Here is a 16,809-nt window from a genome sequence, read left to right as displayed (position 1 = left end):
GCGTCGCAGGTTTGCGGCGTCCATTTGGCTTGGAAATACACTTCGCTATGGGGAGGTCTGCTCGAAGTGGCACTGTTGTGCAGGAGGTCCTTGGTGCCTAGGCGCCGATAAATGGGTGTGCGAACGATCAAATGATTACATTCGAAGGTGCCAAGGTTGCTTAAATGGGTGCTTCTGCTTAGCATATATTCAATTAGTATTTTTGAGCATTCGATAAGGCATTTTAGGAACAATGTCGGAAAAAGACGACGAAATCGATAAGTTTTTGACCCTTCATGCCGAAGCTGAAACACGAAGATACGAAGCACGGTGGGGTTTTTATAAGGTTGTTTTTGGCACTACAATCGTGGGCTTGGTTGCGGCCATACTGCCCTACTGGATTCAGCTAATCCAAGAGCACTCGAAGCGGACGAACGACTACCGAAGTTTCGTAACTCAGTATATCGACAATGGAATTTCGCAAGATATCGAGTTACGCATCAGGTTTGCTGAGTATTTTAGTTACCTTGCGGACGATGCATCCAAAGATGCATGGGATGAATATCACGAGGAACTCAAATTGCGCAGAAAAACGATTAGGGAAACCATAAACGAGTTAGAACGAGATCGTGCAAATCTGATTGCTGAAGGCGACGACGATTTGAGCGAACCGGACCAAATTATGTTGGCCGAATTAAGTCGCGAACTATCCTGGGCCTATGGAGAGGTTGGATATGCTCAGCGCAATACTAGCATCGTGCAGCGACAGGGTATTGCATCTACTCGAGCAGTGGGAGTGGGCGATCTCGATCCCGCGTTCATCGAAGAGTTTTCGCAGTTTCTTTCTGACAATGGCGTAAAGTTTGTACAACCTGAAGAGTTGCTTGTAATGGGTGGGGCTCACCATGATGTGGGTAATCGGTGCTACGGGTTGAACGGCCCACCGCCAAAGGCCATGTGGCCAAACATTGTTGGTGTCACAAGGGCACTTGATGTTTTGCGAGACAGCACTGACGCCGACGTGAAAATAGTAAGTGCTTATCGAACACCCCAATATAATTCTTGTATCGGAAGCACTAGTCAAAGCGTACAGATGTCGTTCTTAGGAGTTGATGTTATGTCTTCAAACTGGTCGGCGGCGCAGTTGGCGCAGTATTTCCGCCGAATTAGGGAAGACGGTGTATTCGAAGGTGGAATTGGAGAGTATAGAGATTTTGTGCATCTTGATGCTCGTGGTACACGGGCGGACTGGTCTCAGTAGGTGCGTTACGTTCTTGAATTCGAGGTTCGCATATTGAAACGCAAACCCGCAAATTGGGGGCGATCTTGACTTCTCATATGTGAATTAAATGGATGGATGGTTTGGCGTTTTATCCATCCATCCATTTTTTTCGCGCAAGGGAAATCTTGAATGATGGTTTTTTGCGGTTTTGCGTATCACATCGCAGATCGGTCGCAAATCTCGCGGCCACACTCGGGGCGATCTCTATGCGGGGTCGAAAGAATACGACACTATTGTTGACGTACTTTGATCCGATCTCATCGCCGTGCCTACAAAACGCCTGCACTAAATCTCAGGCTCGAACTGTAACCAATTGATAACTAAGTGCACGTCGAACCAATAACGTAAGCTCAGTGACCATACGTTAGACGGCTGCTGTGCAGACGCGTTAAACACCTGATAGATCGCCCGACATCTGTGCAGAAATGTGAATGGACCCCCTAATCTGGCTGCGGCGTCAGCGGGGGTGGGGTTCACAGAATTTTTCAGCAAATCTACTGACCCCGCCCATTACCGCAAGATCGCCCTTAGTGGGACACTGCCCCGGTCGAACTACTACCGCCGATCCCCGCATAATCATCACGCGCGCGTTTGACGAAACAGGGGGCGGGTCGTCGCGCAGTTTCCTTCTTTGCGGTTCGCCCCCGCACCTAAAGGAAACCCCAATGCAGATTACTCTCAAGGCGAGCGCAGACGACAAATGCGTGCTGTCCGAAGTTACCATTTCAACGTCTATGGAGTTCGTCGCGCCCGTTGGCATCGACGGCTTAATGGATGCCCTGACCAATCTGATGATTGAACCTGAATCCAAGGAATTGCACGTCGGCGACGTGATCCTCGAGAAAACGCAGTCGATGGTCAAAATCCACGCAGGTCACGGTGCGTTCCACATCCCGTTCATCCACCTGTTCCCGATCCTGATTAGCCGAGGTGAAGATGTCTAGTAACCGCATCGACCGCCTGCGGTCCAATTTCGATCTCATTCGCTCCTGTCTTGAGGGCGAAGACGCAATCAAGGATCAGGGTCAACTGTATGTTCCGAAGCCGTCGGGCATGTCCGTGGACGACTACAAATCCTATCTGGATCGGGGTCATTTCACGGGGGCACCATCCATGACCCAGCGCGCCTTGGTTGGTCTCGCGCTTCGAAAGGAACCCGTGTTCAAGCTGCCTGAACGCCTCGAACCGTTGCGCTTGAGTGCCACGCACGAAAACGCGCCGTTGCACGCGCTGGCCGAGGACATGACGCGTGAGGCCATCACAATGGGTCGCTTCGGCATCCTTGTTGATTTCCCACAGGATAACAACACGCCGACAACGGTCCCGCATTTTTCGACCTTCAAGGCAGAGGAAATCGACCAATTCGACACCGCCTATGTGGATGGGAAAAAGGTGTTGTCGCGGGTTTGGCTCAGTTCGGACGAGCAGTTTGAAAACGCCGACGTGACCTATGAACTGATCCTTGAAGACACGATCTATAAGTTTCGTAGGTTTGTCCGTGATGCGCAGGACAATCGTGTTGATGTGGGCGAAGAGATCATTCCGACGGTCAATGGCAAGGCGCTCGACTACATCCCATTCGTTATGGTCAGCCATGAGGGCATTCGCCCAGAACATGTGACACCGCCATTTCTCGCTCTCTGCAAGACGGCAATCGCGCATTTCAATACATCTTGCGACAAACGTCACGCCCTGCATCTGACAGCCGCACCAACACCTTGGATCGCGGGATCAATCTCAGAAAAGCACAAGCCATCGACCATCGGGTCGGGTGCTCTGTGGCTGCTGCCCGAAGGCGCACAGGCGGGCTTGCTTGAATTTACGGGTGCGGGTGTTGCCGCGATGAAAGAGGAGATGTCCGAGCTTGAGGACGAGATGATGTCCCTTGGTGCCCGTATGTTGTCGACCACAGTCAATCGCAACGAAACACTGGGTACAGCAACGCAACGAACACGGTCTGAACTCGCGCTGTTGCACTCGGTCGTTGTTTCGGTCGAAGCGGCCTTGAACGCTCTGCTTCGCATTGCTGCCGAGTGGGTGGGTGCGTCGCCAGACGAGGCATCAGCCAAGTTGTCGCGTGATTTCATTGAGGCTTCAATGGATCCGAAGATGATCGAGATGCAAATGAAGCTCTATATGTCCGGCTCGATTTCCCGGCAGACACTCCACGAAAACTTGCAGAAGGGCGAAATCGTCCGTGCAGACCGCACGTGGGAAGAAGAAAAGGACATGATCGACGAGGAAGGCGGGGACACCTCGACCCTCATTCCGAGGGTCGCCTGAATGGAGGCATCAAACGGTCTTGAAGTGGAAGCGCCCGCCCATGAAATGTGGCGGGCGGTTGTTTCTCGGGCAATCTTTGATTTGTTTAGCGCAATCCAAATGACCTCGCACCCGGATGAGGCGCGGGTTTTGCGTGATGAGGCATTGCGGTTTTTGACGGCTACATCCGGCGGCTGGGCGCGATCACGGTATGACATCTGCACAATGGCAGACATCAATCCACATCTTTTGCGCAGCAGGGTCGTTGCGATCTTGGAGGGCGCGGATGTCCCGGAACTTGATGGGCGGTCGTCACTTTCGCATATCGACGAGGCGCGGGCATTCTGGGAAGCATTGAAGGGTGAGGACGAGCGTGCACATGCGGCACGTGCTGCCATCACGAACAATCCGAAACCAAAACGTGCACCTAAGCGGCAGTTCCCGAAGATGCGCTATTCTGAGCGGCGTGCGGCCATTTTTGATCTGCTCAAAGAAAAGGGCGAAGCAAAGTTCAAAGACATCTTGCTCGCGCTTGATGGGGATATTTCGGACCATGGCATTCGTGAGGTTTTGAATAAGGCCATCAATAAAGGCGAAATTACCCGAAATAGCGTAGATTTCACTTACGCCCTTGCTGCTTAGTCGAACTCAGTCGGGAACGCTGTGGTCGAGCGAAAAGGCGCAATACCGCATATTCAAATCGAGGCCAGGGGGTCGCGCATCTTCACGTTCAAATTGAAGGGCGGGCTCCAAGGAGCCCGCTTTTCTATTGCTGGTGGAGATGCAAAATGTCTGACGAGAACAACGATAAACTGATGGAGCAGTTTATCGAGAAAGCGACCCCGAAACTGCTTGAGGCGATGCAGGATGGCTTGTCCAAGCAGATCGAAGAACAGATCGGTGGTTTGAAAGACAACGCGGCAAAGTTGCTTGACGAGGTCAAAGACGCGCAACGTGAGCGCGACACTCGCGAAAAACAACACGCTGATGAACTGACCCAACTCAAGAATTTGCTGGGTCAGAATTCGAAACCTGCGGATGTCAAAGCCGCGCTGACGCCAGAATCCGTCAAACTGACCCGAACACAAGCCAGAGACCCGCAGTTGTATCGCCGCGCGAAGACACTGGCGGAACAGGCTGGTACATACGTCGAAATCGTGGCCGACCAATGACCCGTATGGACCCCCTCAAACGCCTTGGCAGGCAGGTCGCGGCCAAAGCCGTTCTCGGCCTGCGTGGCATAGACGCTTCGCGTATCCACGTTGATGAGCGGCACGTTGTCTATGTCGATCACTGCCAAATCTCGGACACGGATAGGTTGCGCATCGTTTTGTTGTCGCTAGTGTTCCTTTCTTGGGTGTCGGACAACTATGATTGCCCATCTGAAAAGGCTGTAGACAACCCGATTTATGCTGCGGACATGCGGTGGTTGATTGCGCGGTTCGGAGGTGCTGGGGGCACCATCGGACACTTGTTGTCCGAATTCCTCGAACTTGCCGATCCGATCTTGGAGAAGGCCGCATGAGTATCGACATGCAGCGCATTTTGAAGGTGATTCCGAAAGAAGACCCCGGTCCCGGTCGGAAATCGCTCATTCGACAGCGGTCGGATTTGGGCGAGGTCGTTCTTGATTGCGTGCTGCATCGTCGTCCCTTTGCTGAAATTGCGAAACGGCTGGGCGTCGAAATTACGACCCTCGACCGCTTCCGCACGAAATTCATCACCGACGAAGTAAAGAAGGTTGTGCTTGCTGAGGCAGCCCGGTCCGAATCCGCTGCTGACGATGCAGTAATCAATCGCGGTCAGGACGATGTGCAGCGAGGTTTGCGCGGGATTATCGAGGAGCAGAAAGAAATCTATGGCTTGATGAAAGCCAAGATCGGAGATGGCCGTGACGTTGAAGATCTTGCACCCGCGCTCGGCCAACTCCTGCGGGATCAGGGGCAGTCATTCGAACGACTCCTCAAATCCTACACAGCTCTCAAAGAGAAAACGACGGTCGTATTGTCGATCAACGAGGCCCCCGAATGGGCGGTGTTGCAAGACATCCTTTATGTGGTTTTCGAAAACCACCCCGACGCCTTCGAAATGTTCCGGGCGATGGTTGCGGATAGGAAGCTGAGCCTTGAATGACCTCGGTATCTTTCTCCAGAGGCTCGAGCGGCGCACTGATCCGACTGCTCTGCTTGAGCACATTGTGGGCGGGCCTGCGGATGATTGGCAACGTAAGTTTCTGACGTCCTCTAGCCCGTTCGCGATGTGTCTTGCCTCAAGGCGGATCGGAAAATCGCAGACAACGGGTGTACTGGCTGCTCAGACAGTCTCGATGCCTAATCGAACCGTACTGATCCTCTCGCCCACGCTGGCGCAATCCACCTTGCTATTCAAAAAATGTTTGCAGGCGTGGCACGAACTCGGGCTGTCCATTCAAAAAACACGCCTCACGCAGCAAGTCATGGAACTTGCGAATGGGTCGGCCATTGTCTGTGTTCCTGCGGGTCAGGACGGGGAATCGGCGCGCGGCTGGGGGGTGAAAGATGGAGGGCTGCTGATCTACGAGGAAGGTGCCTTTATACCCGACGCCGTATTTGATGCGACGCTGCCCATCCGAGAGGAGGGCGGACGCATTCTTTTGATCACAACTCCCGGTCGTGTAGGCGGATTCGCCCATCGGCTTTGGGTAGACAACGACGAAGTTGAAAAGATCACCGCACGCTCGACCGATCTGCCTCGTATGGCTGACAAGGTCGCGTTTGACCGAAAATACCAACCGCCTCTGACCTTTGCGATTGAACACGAACTTAGATGGTCAGGCGGCGGTACGCCATTCTTTGCGCCTGAGACCATTGAGAAAGCCTTTACCGATATGCCCGAATTGAAGCTGAGGGACATCTATGCAGCTGCCTGAAATCATCCAGCGGGGCGAGGATTTGATCCTGCCATGCTCTGACCCAGCCGTGACCGTTACGCCCGGATATCGCCGCTACCTTGTTGGTTTGGATATCGCGCAGTCGGCGTCTGCATCGGGTCAGAACGCTTTTTCGATCATTATGGACGAGCGTGTGCCACGCTGGACTCAATACGCGCAGGAGCTTGGGCCGCGTCGTCGCGTTGTCGTGCGGTCTGAGCGTATCCCCGCGATGGCATACACTGAACTCGCACAGGTAATTCGAAACCTCATGTTGCAGGAGCCACTTGCCTCGGCTGGCTACTTAGTTGTGGACGCGTCAGGTGTTGGTCGTGCGTTCTGCGACCTCCTGAATGCCCGAGGGGTGCAGCACACCCGAATGCAAATCACGGGGGGCGAGAACGAGTCCGAGTCGAAAGAACGCGGCGTGACGTTCAACAATGTCTCGCGCAACCTGCTCCTCAATACCCTGAACGGGGCGTTGCATACAGGCGACCTCGAAATTGGGGACATACCGGCGCGCCTCGAATTGCAGGCCGAACTTGAGTCATTCGAAGCGTCGATCACCGCGGCTGGTCGCACGACGATTTCGGGTGGCACGAAAGCTGGGCACGCGGATATGGCGGGGTCCGTTGCGCAGGCGCTATGGTTGTCTGATCATCGCTCAGTTGGTGCAACTGTGGGCGAGGTTCGGTTGCGAGGGTATTGGTGACGCGTAGATAACGGTGTCCGCCCCGGAAAATCTGCGTCAGAATGATGGTTCTGTTGTTTCGGGCGTGATGGTGGGGCGTGCAAACTTTCGTGCGTCTCTGACGCGCTGCTGCGGGCAGCAAGAGTTTGCAAGCTATTGCAAGAACCCAACAATGCCCGACACGCGGTCAATGGTTAAGTTCATCATGTCACTGGAACAAAGGAGATGAACACAATGACCCTGTACGACCCACGGCTTCAATTGGTACTGGACTCGATTTATGAATGCGAGTGTCCTATCTTCGTCCTGAATGGGAACGAATTAGACCTTTCTTCTGAGGAGGATAGGACGATTCTCGCAATGTTTGCTCATAACTATGATACCCGCAAAATAATCGAAGGATTCCGAGACCAATTGAGTTTCTGTCTTGAGCAGTCAAAACCACAGAATTGAATATTAAAAGGGCGGCTCTTTGGCCGCCCTTTTTCTTCAGTTAACGGTTCGATAACTGCGTTGACGGTTCATGTTGACGAAAATGGTCTGGGTTCGCGCCCATTCGTGCAGCTGTTTTTCGCATTCCACCCGAAGTTCCCGGTCGGAAAGCCGTGGATCACCTGAAATCAAAAAGTGCTCTAGGCCCTCAGACCCCCATTCCTTGACCAAATCGACGATTGGCCCCTTTCTATTGGCTTCCTCGGGTTTGTGTGTCCCGGCCTTGTGCTTGTCTGCCCAACGGATGTGTCCGCGATTGCGCGACCGCACGTTCTTGCTCTCGCCAATGCGGATGTTCATGGTCGGCCAATGCACCTCGGCATAGATGCCGGGGCCTGCAGGCATCTCACCGCCGCAACCGCGTTCGAACGACAAATTGAATTTGATGCCTCGGTAGATCATTTGTTATTTTCCAGCCGATCAAAGTGCAGAACCTAGCCAATCGTTGAGTCTATATCTCATCTAGCTCACGTCGGATTTCCATTTCATCACGTTCGAGCCTCTTCGCAGCTTTGCGACACTCTCGGACCACTTTATCTCGAAGCAATATCAGAGCTTGCATCTGAATTTGTGTTTCAATGTCATTTCGTTTTCCAAAAACGAGTGTCGTGATCTGGAGCAAGGAAAAAGCCGTATTTACGGCGGGTATCTCAATCCCAGCATTACTTGCGCCAGCGCGCACGGTTAGCTCCCCGTCAAACGATCCGAGGGTTCTCAAGGTTCCGGCTACGCCGGCATGAATTTTGTGACTTGACCACTTGTAATTAGGAGGCAAGGCTTTCCATTCAATTGCTTCCTCAAGGTCTTGGAAGCGAGGCGCTTTCTTTCCGATACTGTCTGCCGCCCAACCATATGGACCAGCAAAGGATTTTCCGAATTCGGACACTAAAGACTGGAATTCAGTCTCAATGGTTTTTGCAGTGCCCTTTAACGACTGAGGGTCATACGGAATCTGATCATGCCGATACTCATTTCTAATCGCCTCTCGCATACTGACCGCATCATGAGCTAGGTAGCGCTCTGCTATCTCGTCTCCAAATCGGTCAACCAACATGGCAACTACAGATAACTCATACAGTGTTCTCCACCGAGCATACGCGCCATCAGCAAGGCCATTCTCCAGAAGAGTTAGTATTTCCAATGCTGTTTGGCAGGCGCGAGCATGAACGGCGACGGTGACTTCGCGCCGTGCGATCCCTTTCTTGGCTTTTGATCTGCTTAGTTTATCAGCATATTCTTGGCCAACTTCTCGAGAAGCAATCAGCATCATGCGCAAAGGGTCTAAACCTTTCGACCAACGTAGGTTCAAACGATCTCGAAAGTACCGGGCACTACTGTCTTCCTCAATCTTTTGCTCAGGCCATTCATTCTCAAGCCCTTTGACCACTGCCTTTGCGGTGTCTTGAACCGAATTTGAGATTACCTCTGGAAGGTCTTCTTTGAGGAGCTTGTTGAACTCACTAAGGATACTCTTTGTATCTTCGTCACTAAATTCTATGCTCAAATTTTTGAATTTATCGGGCTCACCGTCATCCCAAACAAACTGGCCGTCTCCGTTGGTTTGAATATGCTCCATCAAAGCATCTAAAAGAGCTTCGTCTTCGACACCCTGGTCCTCCAACTTCTTCGATACTGCCTTTCTGAGCAACAGGTTAGGGACCTTGCTAAGGGCCTCTTCTAGGTATCTGTTAAGATCTGACATTTATTCTTCTCGGTATGAATTTTTTTGGTATCAATGGTATTTGCTACGCGGCAGTTGCTGTTGGCGAAAGTGCGAAACCGTTATTATAACAGACACCCAAAGGTGACATTTTGCAGTGCCGCAACGCCTTGTCTTCGGCTGGGTGTAATAGTAACAGTTTCGACAGCGCGGGTATGGTGAAAAGGTATCACACGAGCTTCCCAAGCTCTTGTTACGGGTTCGATTCCCGTTACCCGCTCCAGAATGTGGTCAGCACTCTCCCCAATACTCTAAGTTAGTACTGATATCTTGGTTGCGGATAGTGATCTCGCATCCGCATAGGCAATGAGCAGTCGTATTCATTTGTAGCTGCTACTCTTGCGGTGGCATCGACCAAGAACTTCAAGTTCTCAGGTTGATGCTCAATTCGAGACCACGGCACCACCGACATAGCAACATCCGGTTTGAGCAAATTGTCGATGATCCGCTCAGGCATCTCCGGGTACCGATTTTGAAAATCAGCCTTTGTTTCGACCGAAAACCACCCGGACGTATAGTCGGGATATATGGCCGCTTTCTCGCCGGGCAGACTCGTTTGCCATGAAATGCTAGAGGTGGTCGGCAGGTCGATGACGAGTATTCCAGACCGTTTATTGACAGCTCCGTCAATCATGCTGGATTTCAGTTCCCAGTCCACATGCTTTCGGAATCGGGTCTCAGTTCCGCAAAGAAGGATAGTTACTTGGGTATCGCGTAGGTATTCATCCCGGATGATCCTGCGAATAGTCTGTGGTGCAAGATTGTCGTCAATGTCCCCAAGTTCGACTGAGCAATCGTCAAATGCTCCGTACATGTTCGCGAGCCACGAAATGTGGTTTCGATATTCTTGGTCATTGTGGTGATGATAGCTGATGAATGCTTTGGTCAATTCAACCCCCTGAAAAAATGTTGGCCATGCTGGCGGAGGTTCCGACTAAGAAAGCTCCCAAACCCATCACCAACACTGCGATCCAGTGAGCGATGGATTTCCACTCGTTGGAGACATCAGGCATTCCATGGTCACCAATTGCATCAGCTGCCGTCTTAAGTTCGACGGCGTTCTTCCGGATACCGCTTCCGATGCGAAGCATCACAAATGAAAGTGTCATCAGAGATGCTCCCAGCAGAAAGTAAAACCACCACTCGATCTCACCGGTCGTTGATCGCAGCACCAACGCGGTGGCCGATGCGATTGCGATCAGCAGTTGCAGCATTTGCCAACGCAGCTTGTCCAAGTGCCGAAATGTTTCGTATCTCTGATTGTAGATGTCGACGCTCACTTGATCCCTCTGCCGTCAAACTGGCTATCTTTGTCTAGACATGGTGGCGAGGACCATGTTTTTCAAGATGTTGTAGCAGACAGTTGTACGTTCCGCCATAAAAGGTGTTGCGCCATAGGGTGGAGGGGCTAATCTCCTCGAAATAGGCAATTGTGCTAATCGCCTACAAAATACCTACAAACCGCATATAAGACGCCGACTAACTAATTGAAATAAGGCGGAGATAGTGGTTCATCGTCTAAGCTTCCCAAGCTGAACGCGCGGGTTCGATTCCCGCTACCCGCTCCAATCACTCGGATCGACGAGCCTGAAACAGGTTGATGACCGCAGGGATGTGGGGCTCTGCCTGGGATTGCAGGTGATGAAACTCGGCGGTGACGTCTTTCTGGATGGCTTGGACGTCCCGTTCATCTCCGTCGAAATGAGCGATGACCCGCGCAGCCGGTCCGACGCGCGTACACAGTGCCGCTGTACCCTCAACACCGTTGACGGCTTGCAGGTCTAATGCGACTGCCTCGGCCTTCACATCAGACAACCCGGCCTGAACCATCATTCCCGTGACGTGGTCAAGATCGTGAAACGCGAGGGGGCCGGGCGCATAGCGGTCCACGCGTGGTGGCTGACCCAATCGTTTGACGGCGGCTATATGGGGCACGCGGAACCATGGGTTCACGTCCAAAGGACCCCAGGCCGCAAAAGTCATTTGAGCGCCAGGTTTTAGCGCCTTTGCGATATTGGCGAAGGCAGCCACGGAATCGCTGAAGAACATAACGCCGAACCGCGAGATCGCCGCGTCCATAAGCGCGGGCTCAAAGGAATAGGTCTGAGTGTCAGCAAACTGGAACCGAATGTTGTCCAATCCGTCTTCCGAAGCGCGCGTGGCAGCGCGATCCAGAAAAGGTTGTGAGATATCGGCGGCCAGCACATGTCCGTCCGGTCCGACGCTCCGGGCTGCGGCAAGGGTGCTAACCCCCGTGCCGCAACCGATATCCAGAACCTTCATTCCAACGGACAAGTCAGCCCGGTTCAGAACCAGATCCAGAACAGGGGCAAAGGCGTGGTCCAGGTGATCTTCGTAGGTCAACCATTTAGTGCCGCTCTCAGACTGGCCCCAGTACTCTGCCTGTTCTTCGTTTGCTGACGTCATCTATGCCCCCGTGGTTGGGGCGACTATGACCTCCTGCGTCGACGGCGGCCAGACTTTTCCTCATCTCCGCCAGTGTTGAACGAGGGCGCGGGCAGGGTGACCACCTGCGCCAGTTCCGGGAACGGATCGGTTTTATGCGGGATCGCGTTAGCGGCCACGAAGTGATCCTGGAACTTGGGCTCAATGGCGGTTTCGACCTTGGTGATCTCGCGCACGACGCGTTCGATCTCGGTTCGGGCGCCGATATTGCACAGCGCGATCCGGGCACCGGTTCCCGCTGCGTTGCCTGCGCTGGAGACCTTATCCAGCGGTGCGTCCGGGATCATGCCCAGAACCATCGCGTGTTTGGTCGAGATATGGGCACCAAACGCCCCGGCCAGAACGACGCGGTCAACCTTGTCGACCTCCATCACGTCCATCAGCAGACGGGCGCCAGCGTAAAGCGCGGATTTGGCCAGCTGGATGGCGCGGATGTCGCCTTGGGTCACGGTGATGCGCGGCCCACCTTCGGCGCTGGAATCGTGGATCAGATAGGCGTTTGTGCGGCCTTCGGGAACGCAACGCGCGGTGCCGGTTTGTGCAGCCGAACCAATCAGGCCGCTTTCGTCCAACAGGCCAGCGATGCGCATCTCGGCCACGGCCTCGATGATACCTGAGCCGCAGATGCCAGTGATGCCGGTGGTTGCGACGTCCTGATCGAAGCCTTCCTCATCGGACCATTTCTCGGACCCGATCACGCGAAAGCGGGGTTCCTTGGTGACAGGGTCGATCTCGATCCGTTCAATGGCGCCGGGCGCAGCGCGCTGGCCGGAGCTGATCTGGGCACCCTCGAATGCCGGACCTGTGGGCGAGGAGCAGGCCAGAACGCGGCTGGTGTTGCCCAGCAGGATTTCCGCGTTGGTGCCCACGTCCACGATCAGCACGAGGTCTTCGGATTTGCCGGGTTCTTCCGACAAGGCAACCGCGGCACAGTCGGCCCCAACATGGCCCGCGATACAAGGCAAGATGTAAACCTGCGCGCGCGGGTTCATCTTGGTCAAGTCCATCTCGCGGGCGGGCAGGGACATGCTTTCCGAGGTCGCCAGCGCAAACGGTGCCTGGCCCAGCTCGACCGGGTCCAGACCCAGCAACAGGTGATGCATGACCGGGTTGCAGACGAAAACCGTCTCAACGATCAGTTCGGCATCGATGCCCGCTTCTTCGGTGATCGAGATTGTCAGATCATTGATCGCCTCGCGTACGGCCCGTGTCATCTCCTGATCACCGCCGGGGTTCATCATCGCGTAGGACACACGGCTCATCAGGTCTTCGCCGAACCGGATCTGCGGGTTCATCAGGCCTGATGACGCCTTCACCTCTCCCGTTTCCAGATCGGTCAGGTGCGCCGCGATAGTGGTCGAGCCGAGGTCGATGGCCAGCCCGTATAGCCCGCTTTCATGCAGACCGGGCCAGATTTCGACAATCCGGGCAACGGTATCCTTGTGGCCTTTGTGGACGGCCACGGTGACCTCCCATTTGCCCTTGCGCAGGACGGGCTGCAGCTTGGACATCAGCGACAGATCGGCGGTGACGGCTTCGATATTCCACTGCTGACGCAGGGCGCGTTCCAGCCGCTCAAGATCGCCGGTGGGCGAGTGCATGTCGGGTTCCTCGACCACGACGAAATACAGACGCGTTGCCGGGTCCATGATAATCGCGCGCGCAGCGGCGGCCTTGCGGACGACCTGACGGTGCACCTGGCTTTCCGGCGGAACGTCAATCACGATGTCGCCCTGAACGGTGGCCTGACAGCCCAGACGGCGGCCGGGTTTCAGCCCCCGCTTGTCGTCATAACGTTGCTCGACCGCGTTCCATTCGCTCAGCGCATCTTCGGACACGGTAACGCCGTGTTTGGGAAACTCGCCGTAGCTGGGGGTGATCTGACATTTCGAGCAGATCCCACGGCCACCACAGACCGAATCCAGATCGACGCCCAGCTGCCGGGCGGCGGTCAGAACCGGGGTGCCAACGGGAAAGTGTCCGCGTTTGCCTGAAGGGGTAAAAACAACAAGGGGATCGGTGGTCATATCTGGCCTGCCTTTTGTATTCGCGCGTATGCCGGGCAAGATATGGGTTTGCGCGCAAAGGGAAAGGGCATTCAGCGGCACGTTTTGCATGGGTTGCGTCGTTTTTTCTCTTGGGATTGGCCCGTAAAGGAAAACTAGTTTAGCTCTGGGGCTTTTCCTTGGGTGAAATCCATGTAATAGGGTCACCGCCAAACGGGCTTTTGCATGGGGTTAGCAGATGCAGATTCGTGAGGCACTTACCTTTGACGATGTTCTTTTGGTTCCGGCGTCCTCGTCGGTGCTGCCGGCGACGGCGGATACAAGCACGCGCGTGACGCGGGCGATCACCATGAACATCCCACTGCTGAGCTCAGCCATGGACACGGTGACCGAGGCGCGCATGGCCATCGCCATGGCCCAGGCCGGGGGCATCGGCGTCATTCACAAGAACCTGTCGGTTGAAGAGCAGTCGCGCGAGGTACGCCGGGTCAAGCGGTTTGAATCCGGCATCGTCTACAACCCGGTCACGCTGCGCGCGGATCAGACGCTGGCGGATGCCAAGGCCTTGGTCGAGCGCTACAACTTCACCGGCTTTCCCGTGGTTGATGAAGAGGGCCGCGTGGTCGGCATCGTGACCAACCGGGACATGCGTTTTGCAACCTCGGATGACCAGCCGATCCGGGCGATGATGACCACTGACAATCTGGCCATGCTGCAAGAACCGGCCGATCTGGAAGAGGCCAAGAGCCTGATGAAGGCCCGCCGCATCGAAAAGCTGTTGGTGGTCGATGGCGCAGGCAAGCTGACCGGACTGCTGACACTGAAAGACACCGAACAGGCCGTGCTGAACCCGACCGCTTGCAAAGACCCGCTGGGCCGTTTGCGCGTGGCGGCGGCGACCTCAGTCGGGGATGCCGGGTTTGAGCGTTCGGAACAACTGGTGGATTCCGGTGCCGATATCATTGTCGTTGATACCGCGCATGGTCACTCTCAGGGCGTTCTGGACGCGGTGAAGCGGGTTAAAACACTGTCGAACGAGGTTCAGATCATCGCCGGTAACGTTGCGACTGGCGATGCCACCAAGGCACTGATCGATGCCGGTGCAGATGCCATCAAGGTCGGCATCGGGCCGGGCTCGATCTGCACCACGCGTATGGTTGCTGGCGTTGGCGTGCCTCAGCTAACGGCCATCATGGATTGCGCAGCTGCGGCCGGCGATGTTCCAGTGATTGCCGATGGCGGCATCAAGTTCTCGGGTGATTTCGCCAAGGCGATCGCGGCGGGCGCATCCTGCGCGATGGTTGGTTCGATGATCGCGGGCACCGATGAAAGCCCGGGCGAGGTCATCCTGTACCAGGGCCGTTCGTTTAAATCCTATCGCGGTATGGGCAGCCTGGGTGCGATGGCGCGCGGCTCGGCGGATCGGTATTTCCAGAAAGACGCGGCCAACGACAAGCTGGTGCCCGAAGGGATCGAGGGGCAGGTGCCCTACAAGGGTTCGGCCAGTGCCGTGGTGCACCAATTGGTTGGCGGTCTGCGCGCCGCGATGGGTTATACCGGCTGTGCAACGGTCGAAGACATGCGCAAGAATTGCAACTTCGTCAAAATCACTGGCGCGGGTCTGAAGGAAAGCCATGTGCACGACGTTCAGATCACCCGCGAAAGCCCGAACTACCGGGTGATGTAACCCCGGCTTTCAAGGTTCGCGGCGCCCGGAACAGGGCGCCGTTTTGCATTTGTGGCTTTGACTATCGTCACACTAGCAGCATCGGAAGACAGCATGACACCGGCCGCACGTATTCAGGCTTCTATCGAAATCCTTGATGAGATTCTCGCAGGTGCGCCTGTCGAGAAATCCCTGACCAACTGGGCCCGCCGGAGCCGGTTCGCCGGATCCAAGGATCGGGCTGCGGTTCGCGATCATGTGTTCGCCGCGTTGCGGTGCAAACGATCCTATGCGGCGCTCGGAGGGGCCGAGACCGGGCGTGGTCTTATGATAGGTACTGTGCGTGCATCCGGCGCACCGTTGGAGGATGTGTTCACGGGCGCGCGCCACGCACCCGGGGTTTTGGCCGAAACCGAGGTCGGACGGGACTTCGACTCTGAGGCCGAGCAGTATGATATCCCCGATTGGCTCTGGTCCAGGTTTCAGACTTCGCTGGGCGAGCAGGCGGTGCCGGTGGCGCAGGCCCTGCAAAGCCGGGCGCCAGTGCATTTGCGGGTCAACCTGATGAAAGCCGACGTCTCCGCGGCAATCGCGTCGCTGGCCGCGGATGGGATCATCGCTGTACCGCATCCGGCCTGTGACACGGCGTTGGAAGTCACCGAGGGTGCGCGCAAAATCGCACAAAGCCGGGCTTACATGGACGGGTTGGTTGAGCTTCAGGACGCGGCCAGTCAAGCGGTTGTCGCAGCCTTGGACTTGCGTCCGGGGATGCGGGTGCTGGACTATTGTGCGGGCGGTGGTGGTAAGTCTCTGGCGCTGGCGGCGCAAAAAGGGGTTTCGGTTTTTGCCCATGACGTGAACGCTGCTCGTATGCGAGACCTTCCGACGCGAGCGGAACGGGCCGCTGTGCGGGTAGAGATTCTGACAACAGAAGATCTCGTGCAACAAGCCCCCTTCGACGTAATCCTCGCGGACGCACCATGTTCCGGTAGCGGGTCGTGGCGGCGGGCTCCGGCGGGTAAATGGGCGTTGACCGAAAGCCGCTTGCAGGAATTGACGGGTATTCAGGCCTCCATTCTGGACCAGTTGGCGCCGATGATCGCGCCGGGTGGTGTTCTGGCTTATGCAACCTGCTCGATGCTGGACGACGAAAACGGTAATGTCGTCGACGGTTTCTTGCGAAAATACCCGGGCTGGTCCGAGAATTTCCGGAAAACGTGGCTTGTCTCCCACGGCACGGACGGTTTCTTCACATCACACTTGACGCGATAGCGCATCAGGTCATAGCAACTTAAAGGAGAGTTCCCGGTTTCTTTTAAGCGGGTATTAACCTTATT

At 55.2% G+C, this 16,809-nt stretch carries 17 protein-coding genes and 1 tRNA gene; 12 read left to right on the top strand and 6 right to left on the bottom strand.

Translation table 11 applies throughout. The features are described 5' to 3' along the window. Positions 1-232 precede the first annotated feature (232 nt). From GOX88_RS03105 to GOX88_RS03065, 9 genes are all read left to right on the top strand, one after another. Positions 233-1,240 carry a D-Ala-D-Ala carboxypeptidase family metallohydrolase gene (locus GOX88_RS03105; RefSeq protein WP_170399061.1) on the top strand — a complete coding sequence of 336 codons (1,008 nt, stop codon included), beginning with the start codon at positions 233-235 and terminating at the stop codon, positions 1,238-1,240. A 686-nt stretch (positions 1,241-1,926) separates the two neighbouring features. Further along, positions 1,927-2,205, top strand: a complete 279-nt coding sequence (locus tag GOX88_RS03100) for a hypothetical protein (RefSeq protein WP_170399058.1) — start codon at positions 1,927-1,929, stop codon at positions 2,203-2,205. Further along, entirely contained in the window at positions 2,198-3,544 is a 1,347-nt protein-coding gene (locus tag GOX88_RS03095) for a DUF4055 domain-containing protein (RefSeq protein WP_170399055.1), read from the top strand. The genes GOX88_RS03100 and GOX88_RS03095 overlap by 8 nt, the downstream gene beginning before the upstream one ends. Further along, on the top strand, positions 3,545-4,165 hold the full coding sequence (locus GOX88_RS03090) for a hypothetical protein (protein ID WP_170399051.1): 621 nt from the start codon (positions 3,545-3,547) through the stop codon (positions 4,163-4,165). A gap of 146 nt (positions 4,166-4,311) precedes the next feature. Further along, positions 4,312-4,695 carry a hypothetical protein gene (locus GOX88_RS03085; protein ID WP_170399049.1) on the top strand — a complete coding sequence of 128 codons (384 nt, stop codon included), beginning with the start codon at positions 4,312-4,314 and terminating at the stop codon, positions 4,693-4,695. Then, positions 4,692-5,048 (top strand): hypothetical protein, encoded by a 357-nt coding sequence (locus GOX88_RS03080; protein ID WP_170399046.1) that lies wholly within the window; start codon positions 4,692-4,694, stop codon positions 5,046-5,048. Before GOX88_RS03085 ends, GOX88_RS03080 begins: the two co-directional genes overlap by 4 nt. 86 nt (positions 5,049-5,134) lie before the next feature. Continuing rightward, positions 5,135-5,656, top strand: coding sequence for a hypothetical protein (locus GOX88_RS03075; protein WP_217354184.1), 522 nt, complete (start codon positions 5,135-5,137; stop codon positions 5,654-5,656). Between the two features lie 322 nt (positions 5,657-5,978). Continuing rightward, the gene (locus GOX88_RS03070; protein ID WP_170399040.1) at positions 5,979-6,431 is read left to right on the top strand and encodes a hypothetical protein; all 453 of its coding nucleotides are present in this window, start codon (positions 5,979-5,981) and stop codon (positions 6,429-6,431) included. Beyond that, positions 6,418-7,143 (top strand): hypothetical protein, encoded by a 726-nt coding sequence (locus tag GOX88_RS03065; RefSeq protein ID WP_170399037.1) that lies wholly within the window; start codon positions 6,418-6,420, stop codon positions 7,141-7,143. Before GOX88_RS03070 ends, GOX88_RS03065 begins: the two co-directional genes overlap by 14 nt. 468 nt (positions 7,144-7,611) lie before the next feature. Here GOX88_RS03065 and GOX88_RS03060 read toward each other — a convergent pair whose 3' ends face one another. Further along, positions 7,612-8,016, bottom strand: a complete 405-nt coding sequence (locus tag GOX88_RS03060; protein ID WP_170399034.1) for a hypothetical protein — start codon at positions 8,014-8,016, stop codon at positions 7,612-7,614. Between the two features lie 49 nt (positions 8,017-8,065). After that, positions 8,066-9,316, bottom strand: a complete 1,251-nt coding sequence (locus GOX88_RS03055; protein WP_170399032.1) for a DUF5677 domain-containing protein — start codon at positions 9,314-9,316, stop codon at positions 8,066-8,068. A gap of 167 nt (positions 9,317-9,483) precedes the next feature. On the opposite strand from GOX88_RS03055, the gene GOX88_RS03050 reads away from it, so the two are divergent. Then, positions 9,484-9,557 (top strand) — tRNA-Gly (locus GOX88_RS03050). Between the two features lie 33 nt (positions 9,558-9,590). Here the strand turns inward: GOX88_RS03050 and GOX88_RS03045 are convergent. The 4 genes from GOX88_RS03045 to GOX88_RS03030 form a co-directional block, all read right to left on the bottom strand. Continuing rightward, the gene (locus GOX88_RS03045; protein WP_170399029.1) at positions 9,591-10,223 is read right to left on the bottom strand and encodes a TIR domain-containing protein; all 633 of its coding nucleotides are present in this window, start codon (positions 10,221-10,223) and stop codon (positions 9,591-9,593) included. A 1-nt stretch (position 10,224) separates the two neighbouring features. Continuing rightward, positions 10,225-10,614, bottom strand: coding sequence for a hypothetical protein (locus GOX88_RS03040; protein ID WP_217354183.1), 390 nt, complete (start codon positions 10,612-10,614; stop codon positions 10,225-10,227). A gap of 289 nt (positions 10,615-10,903) precedes the next feature. Continuing rightward, the gene (locus tag GOX88_RS03035; protein ID WP_170399023.1) at positions 10,904-11,761 is read right to left on the bottom strand and encodes a class I SAM-dependent methyltransferase; all 858 of its coding nucleotides are present in this window, start codon (positions 11,759-11,761) and stop codon (positions 10,904-10,906) included. 23 nt (positions 11,762-11,784) lie between these two features. Beyond that, positions 11,785-13,827: an ASKHA domain-containing protein gene (locus tag GOX88_RS03030; RefSeq protein WP_170399020.1), complete on the bottom strand. Its 2,043-nt coding sequence runs from the start codon at positions 13,825-13,827 to the stop codon at positions 11,785-11,787. A gap of 217 nt (positions 13,828-14,044) precedes the next feature. Between GOX88_RS03030 and guaB the strand changes: the two genes are divergently transcribed. Both guaB and GOX88_RS03020 read left to right on the top strand, forming a co-directional pair. After that, positions 14,045-15,493, top strand: coding sequence for an IMP dehydrogenase (gene guaB, locus GOX88_RS03025; protein WP_170399017.1), 1,449 nt, complete (start codon positions 14,045-14,047; stop codon positions 15,491-15,493). A gap of 93 nt (positions 15,494-15,586) precedes the next feature. Continuing rightward, positions 15,587-16,744 (top strand): RsmB/NOP family class I SAM-dependent RNA methyltransferase, encoded by a 1,158-nt coding sequence (locus GOX88_RS03020; RefSeq protein WP_170399015.1) that lies wholly within the window; start codon positions 15,587-15,589, stop codon positions 16,742-16,744. Positions 16,745-16,809: the final 65 nt, after the last annotated feature.

The sequence above is a fragment of the Ruegeria arenilitoris genome (assembly GCF_013030985.1).
GTDB classification, from domain to species: Bacteria; Pseudomonadota; Alphaproteobacteria; order Rhodobacterales; family Rhodobacteraceae; genus Ruegeria; species Ruegeria arenilitoris_B.
This window is presented reverse-complemented; position numbering and strand designations above follow the sequence as displayed.

What these genes read in the sequence shown, in the direction of transcription:
- GOX88_RS03105 (WP_170399061.1), top strand. Translation starts at nt 233, where the DNA reads ATGTCGGAAAAAGACGACGAAATCGATAAGTTTTTGACCCTTCATGCC.
- GOX88_RS03100 (WP_170399058.1), top strand. Translation starts at nt 1,927, where the DNA reads ATGCAGATTACTCTCAAGGCGAGCGCAGACGACAAATGCGTGCTGTCC.
- GOX88_RS03095 (WP_170399055.1), top strand. Translation starts at nt 2,198, where the DNA reads ATGTCTAGTAACCGCATCGACCGCCTGCGGTCCAATTTCGATCTCATT.
- GOX88_RS03090 (WP_170399051.1), top strand. Translation starts at nt 3,545, where the DNA reads ATGGAGGCATCAAACGGTCTTGAAGTGGAAGCGCCCGCCCATGAAATG.
- GOX88_RS03085 (WP_170399049.1), top strand. Translation starts at nt 4,312, where the DNA reads ATGTCTGACGAGAACAACGATAAACTGATGGAGCAGTTTATCGAGAAA.
- GOX88_RS03080 (WP_170399046.1), top strand. Translation starts at nt 4,692, where the DNA reads ATGACCCGTATGGACCCCCTCAAACGCCTTGGCAGGCAGGTCGCGGCC.
- GOX88_RS03070 (WP_170399040.1), top strand. Translation starts at nt 5,979, where the DNA reads ATGGAACTTGCGAATGGGTCGGCCATTGTCTGTGTTCCTGCGGGTCAG.
- GOX88_RS03065 (WP_170399037.1), top strand. Translation starts at nt 6,418, where the DNA reads ATGCAGCTGCCTGAAATCATCCAGCGGGGCGAGGATTTGATCCTGCCA.
- GOX88_RS03060 (WP_170399034.1), bottom strand. Translation starts at nt 8,016, where the DNA reads ATGATCTACCGAGGCATCAAATTCAATTTGTCGTTCGAACGCGGTTGC.
- GOX88_RS03055 (WP_170399032.1), bottom strand. Translation starts at nt 9,316, where the DNA reads ATGTCAGATCTTAACAGATACCTAGAAGAGGCCCTTAGCAAGGTCCCT.
- GOX88_RS03035 (WP_170399023.1), bottom strand. Translation starts at nt 11,761, where the DNA reads ATGACGTCAGCAAACGAAGAACAGGCAGAGTACTGGGGCCAGTCTGAG.
- GOX88_RS03030 (WP_170399020.1), bottom strand. Translation starts at nt 13,827, where the DNA reads ATGACCACCGATCCCCTTGTTGTTTTTACCCCTTCAGGCAAACGCGGA.
- guaB (WP_170399017.1), top strand. Translation starts at nt 14,045, where the DNA reads ATGCAGATTCGTGAGGCACTTACCTTTGACGATGTTCTTTTGGTTCCG.
- GOX88_RS03020 (WP_170399015.1), top strand. Translation starts at nt 15,587, where the DNA reads ATGACACCGGCCGCACGTATTCAGGCTTCTATCGAAATCCTTGATGAG.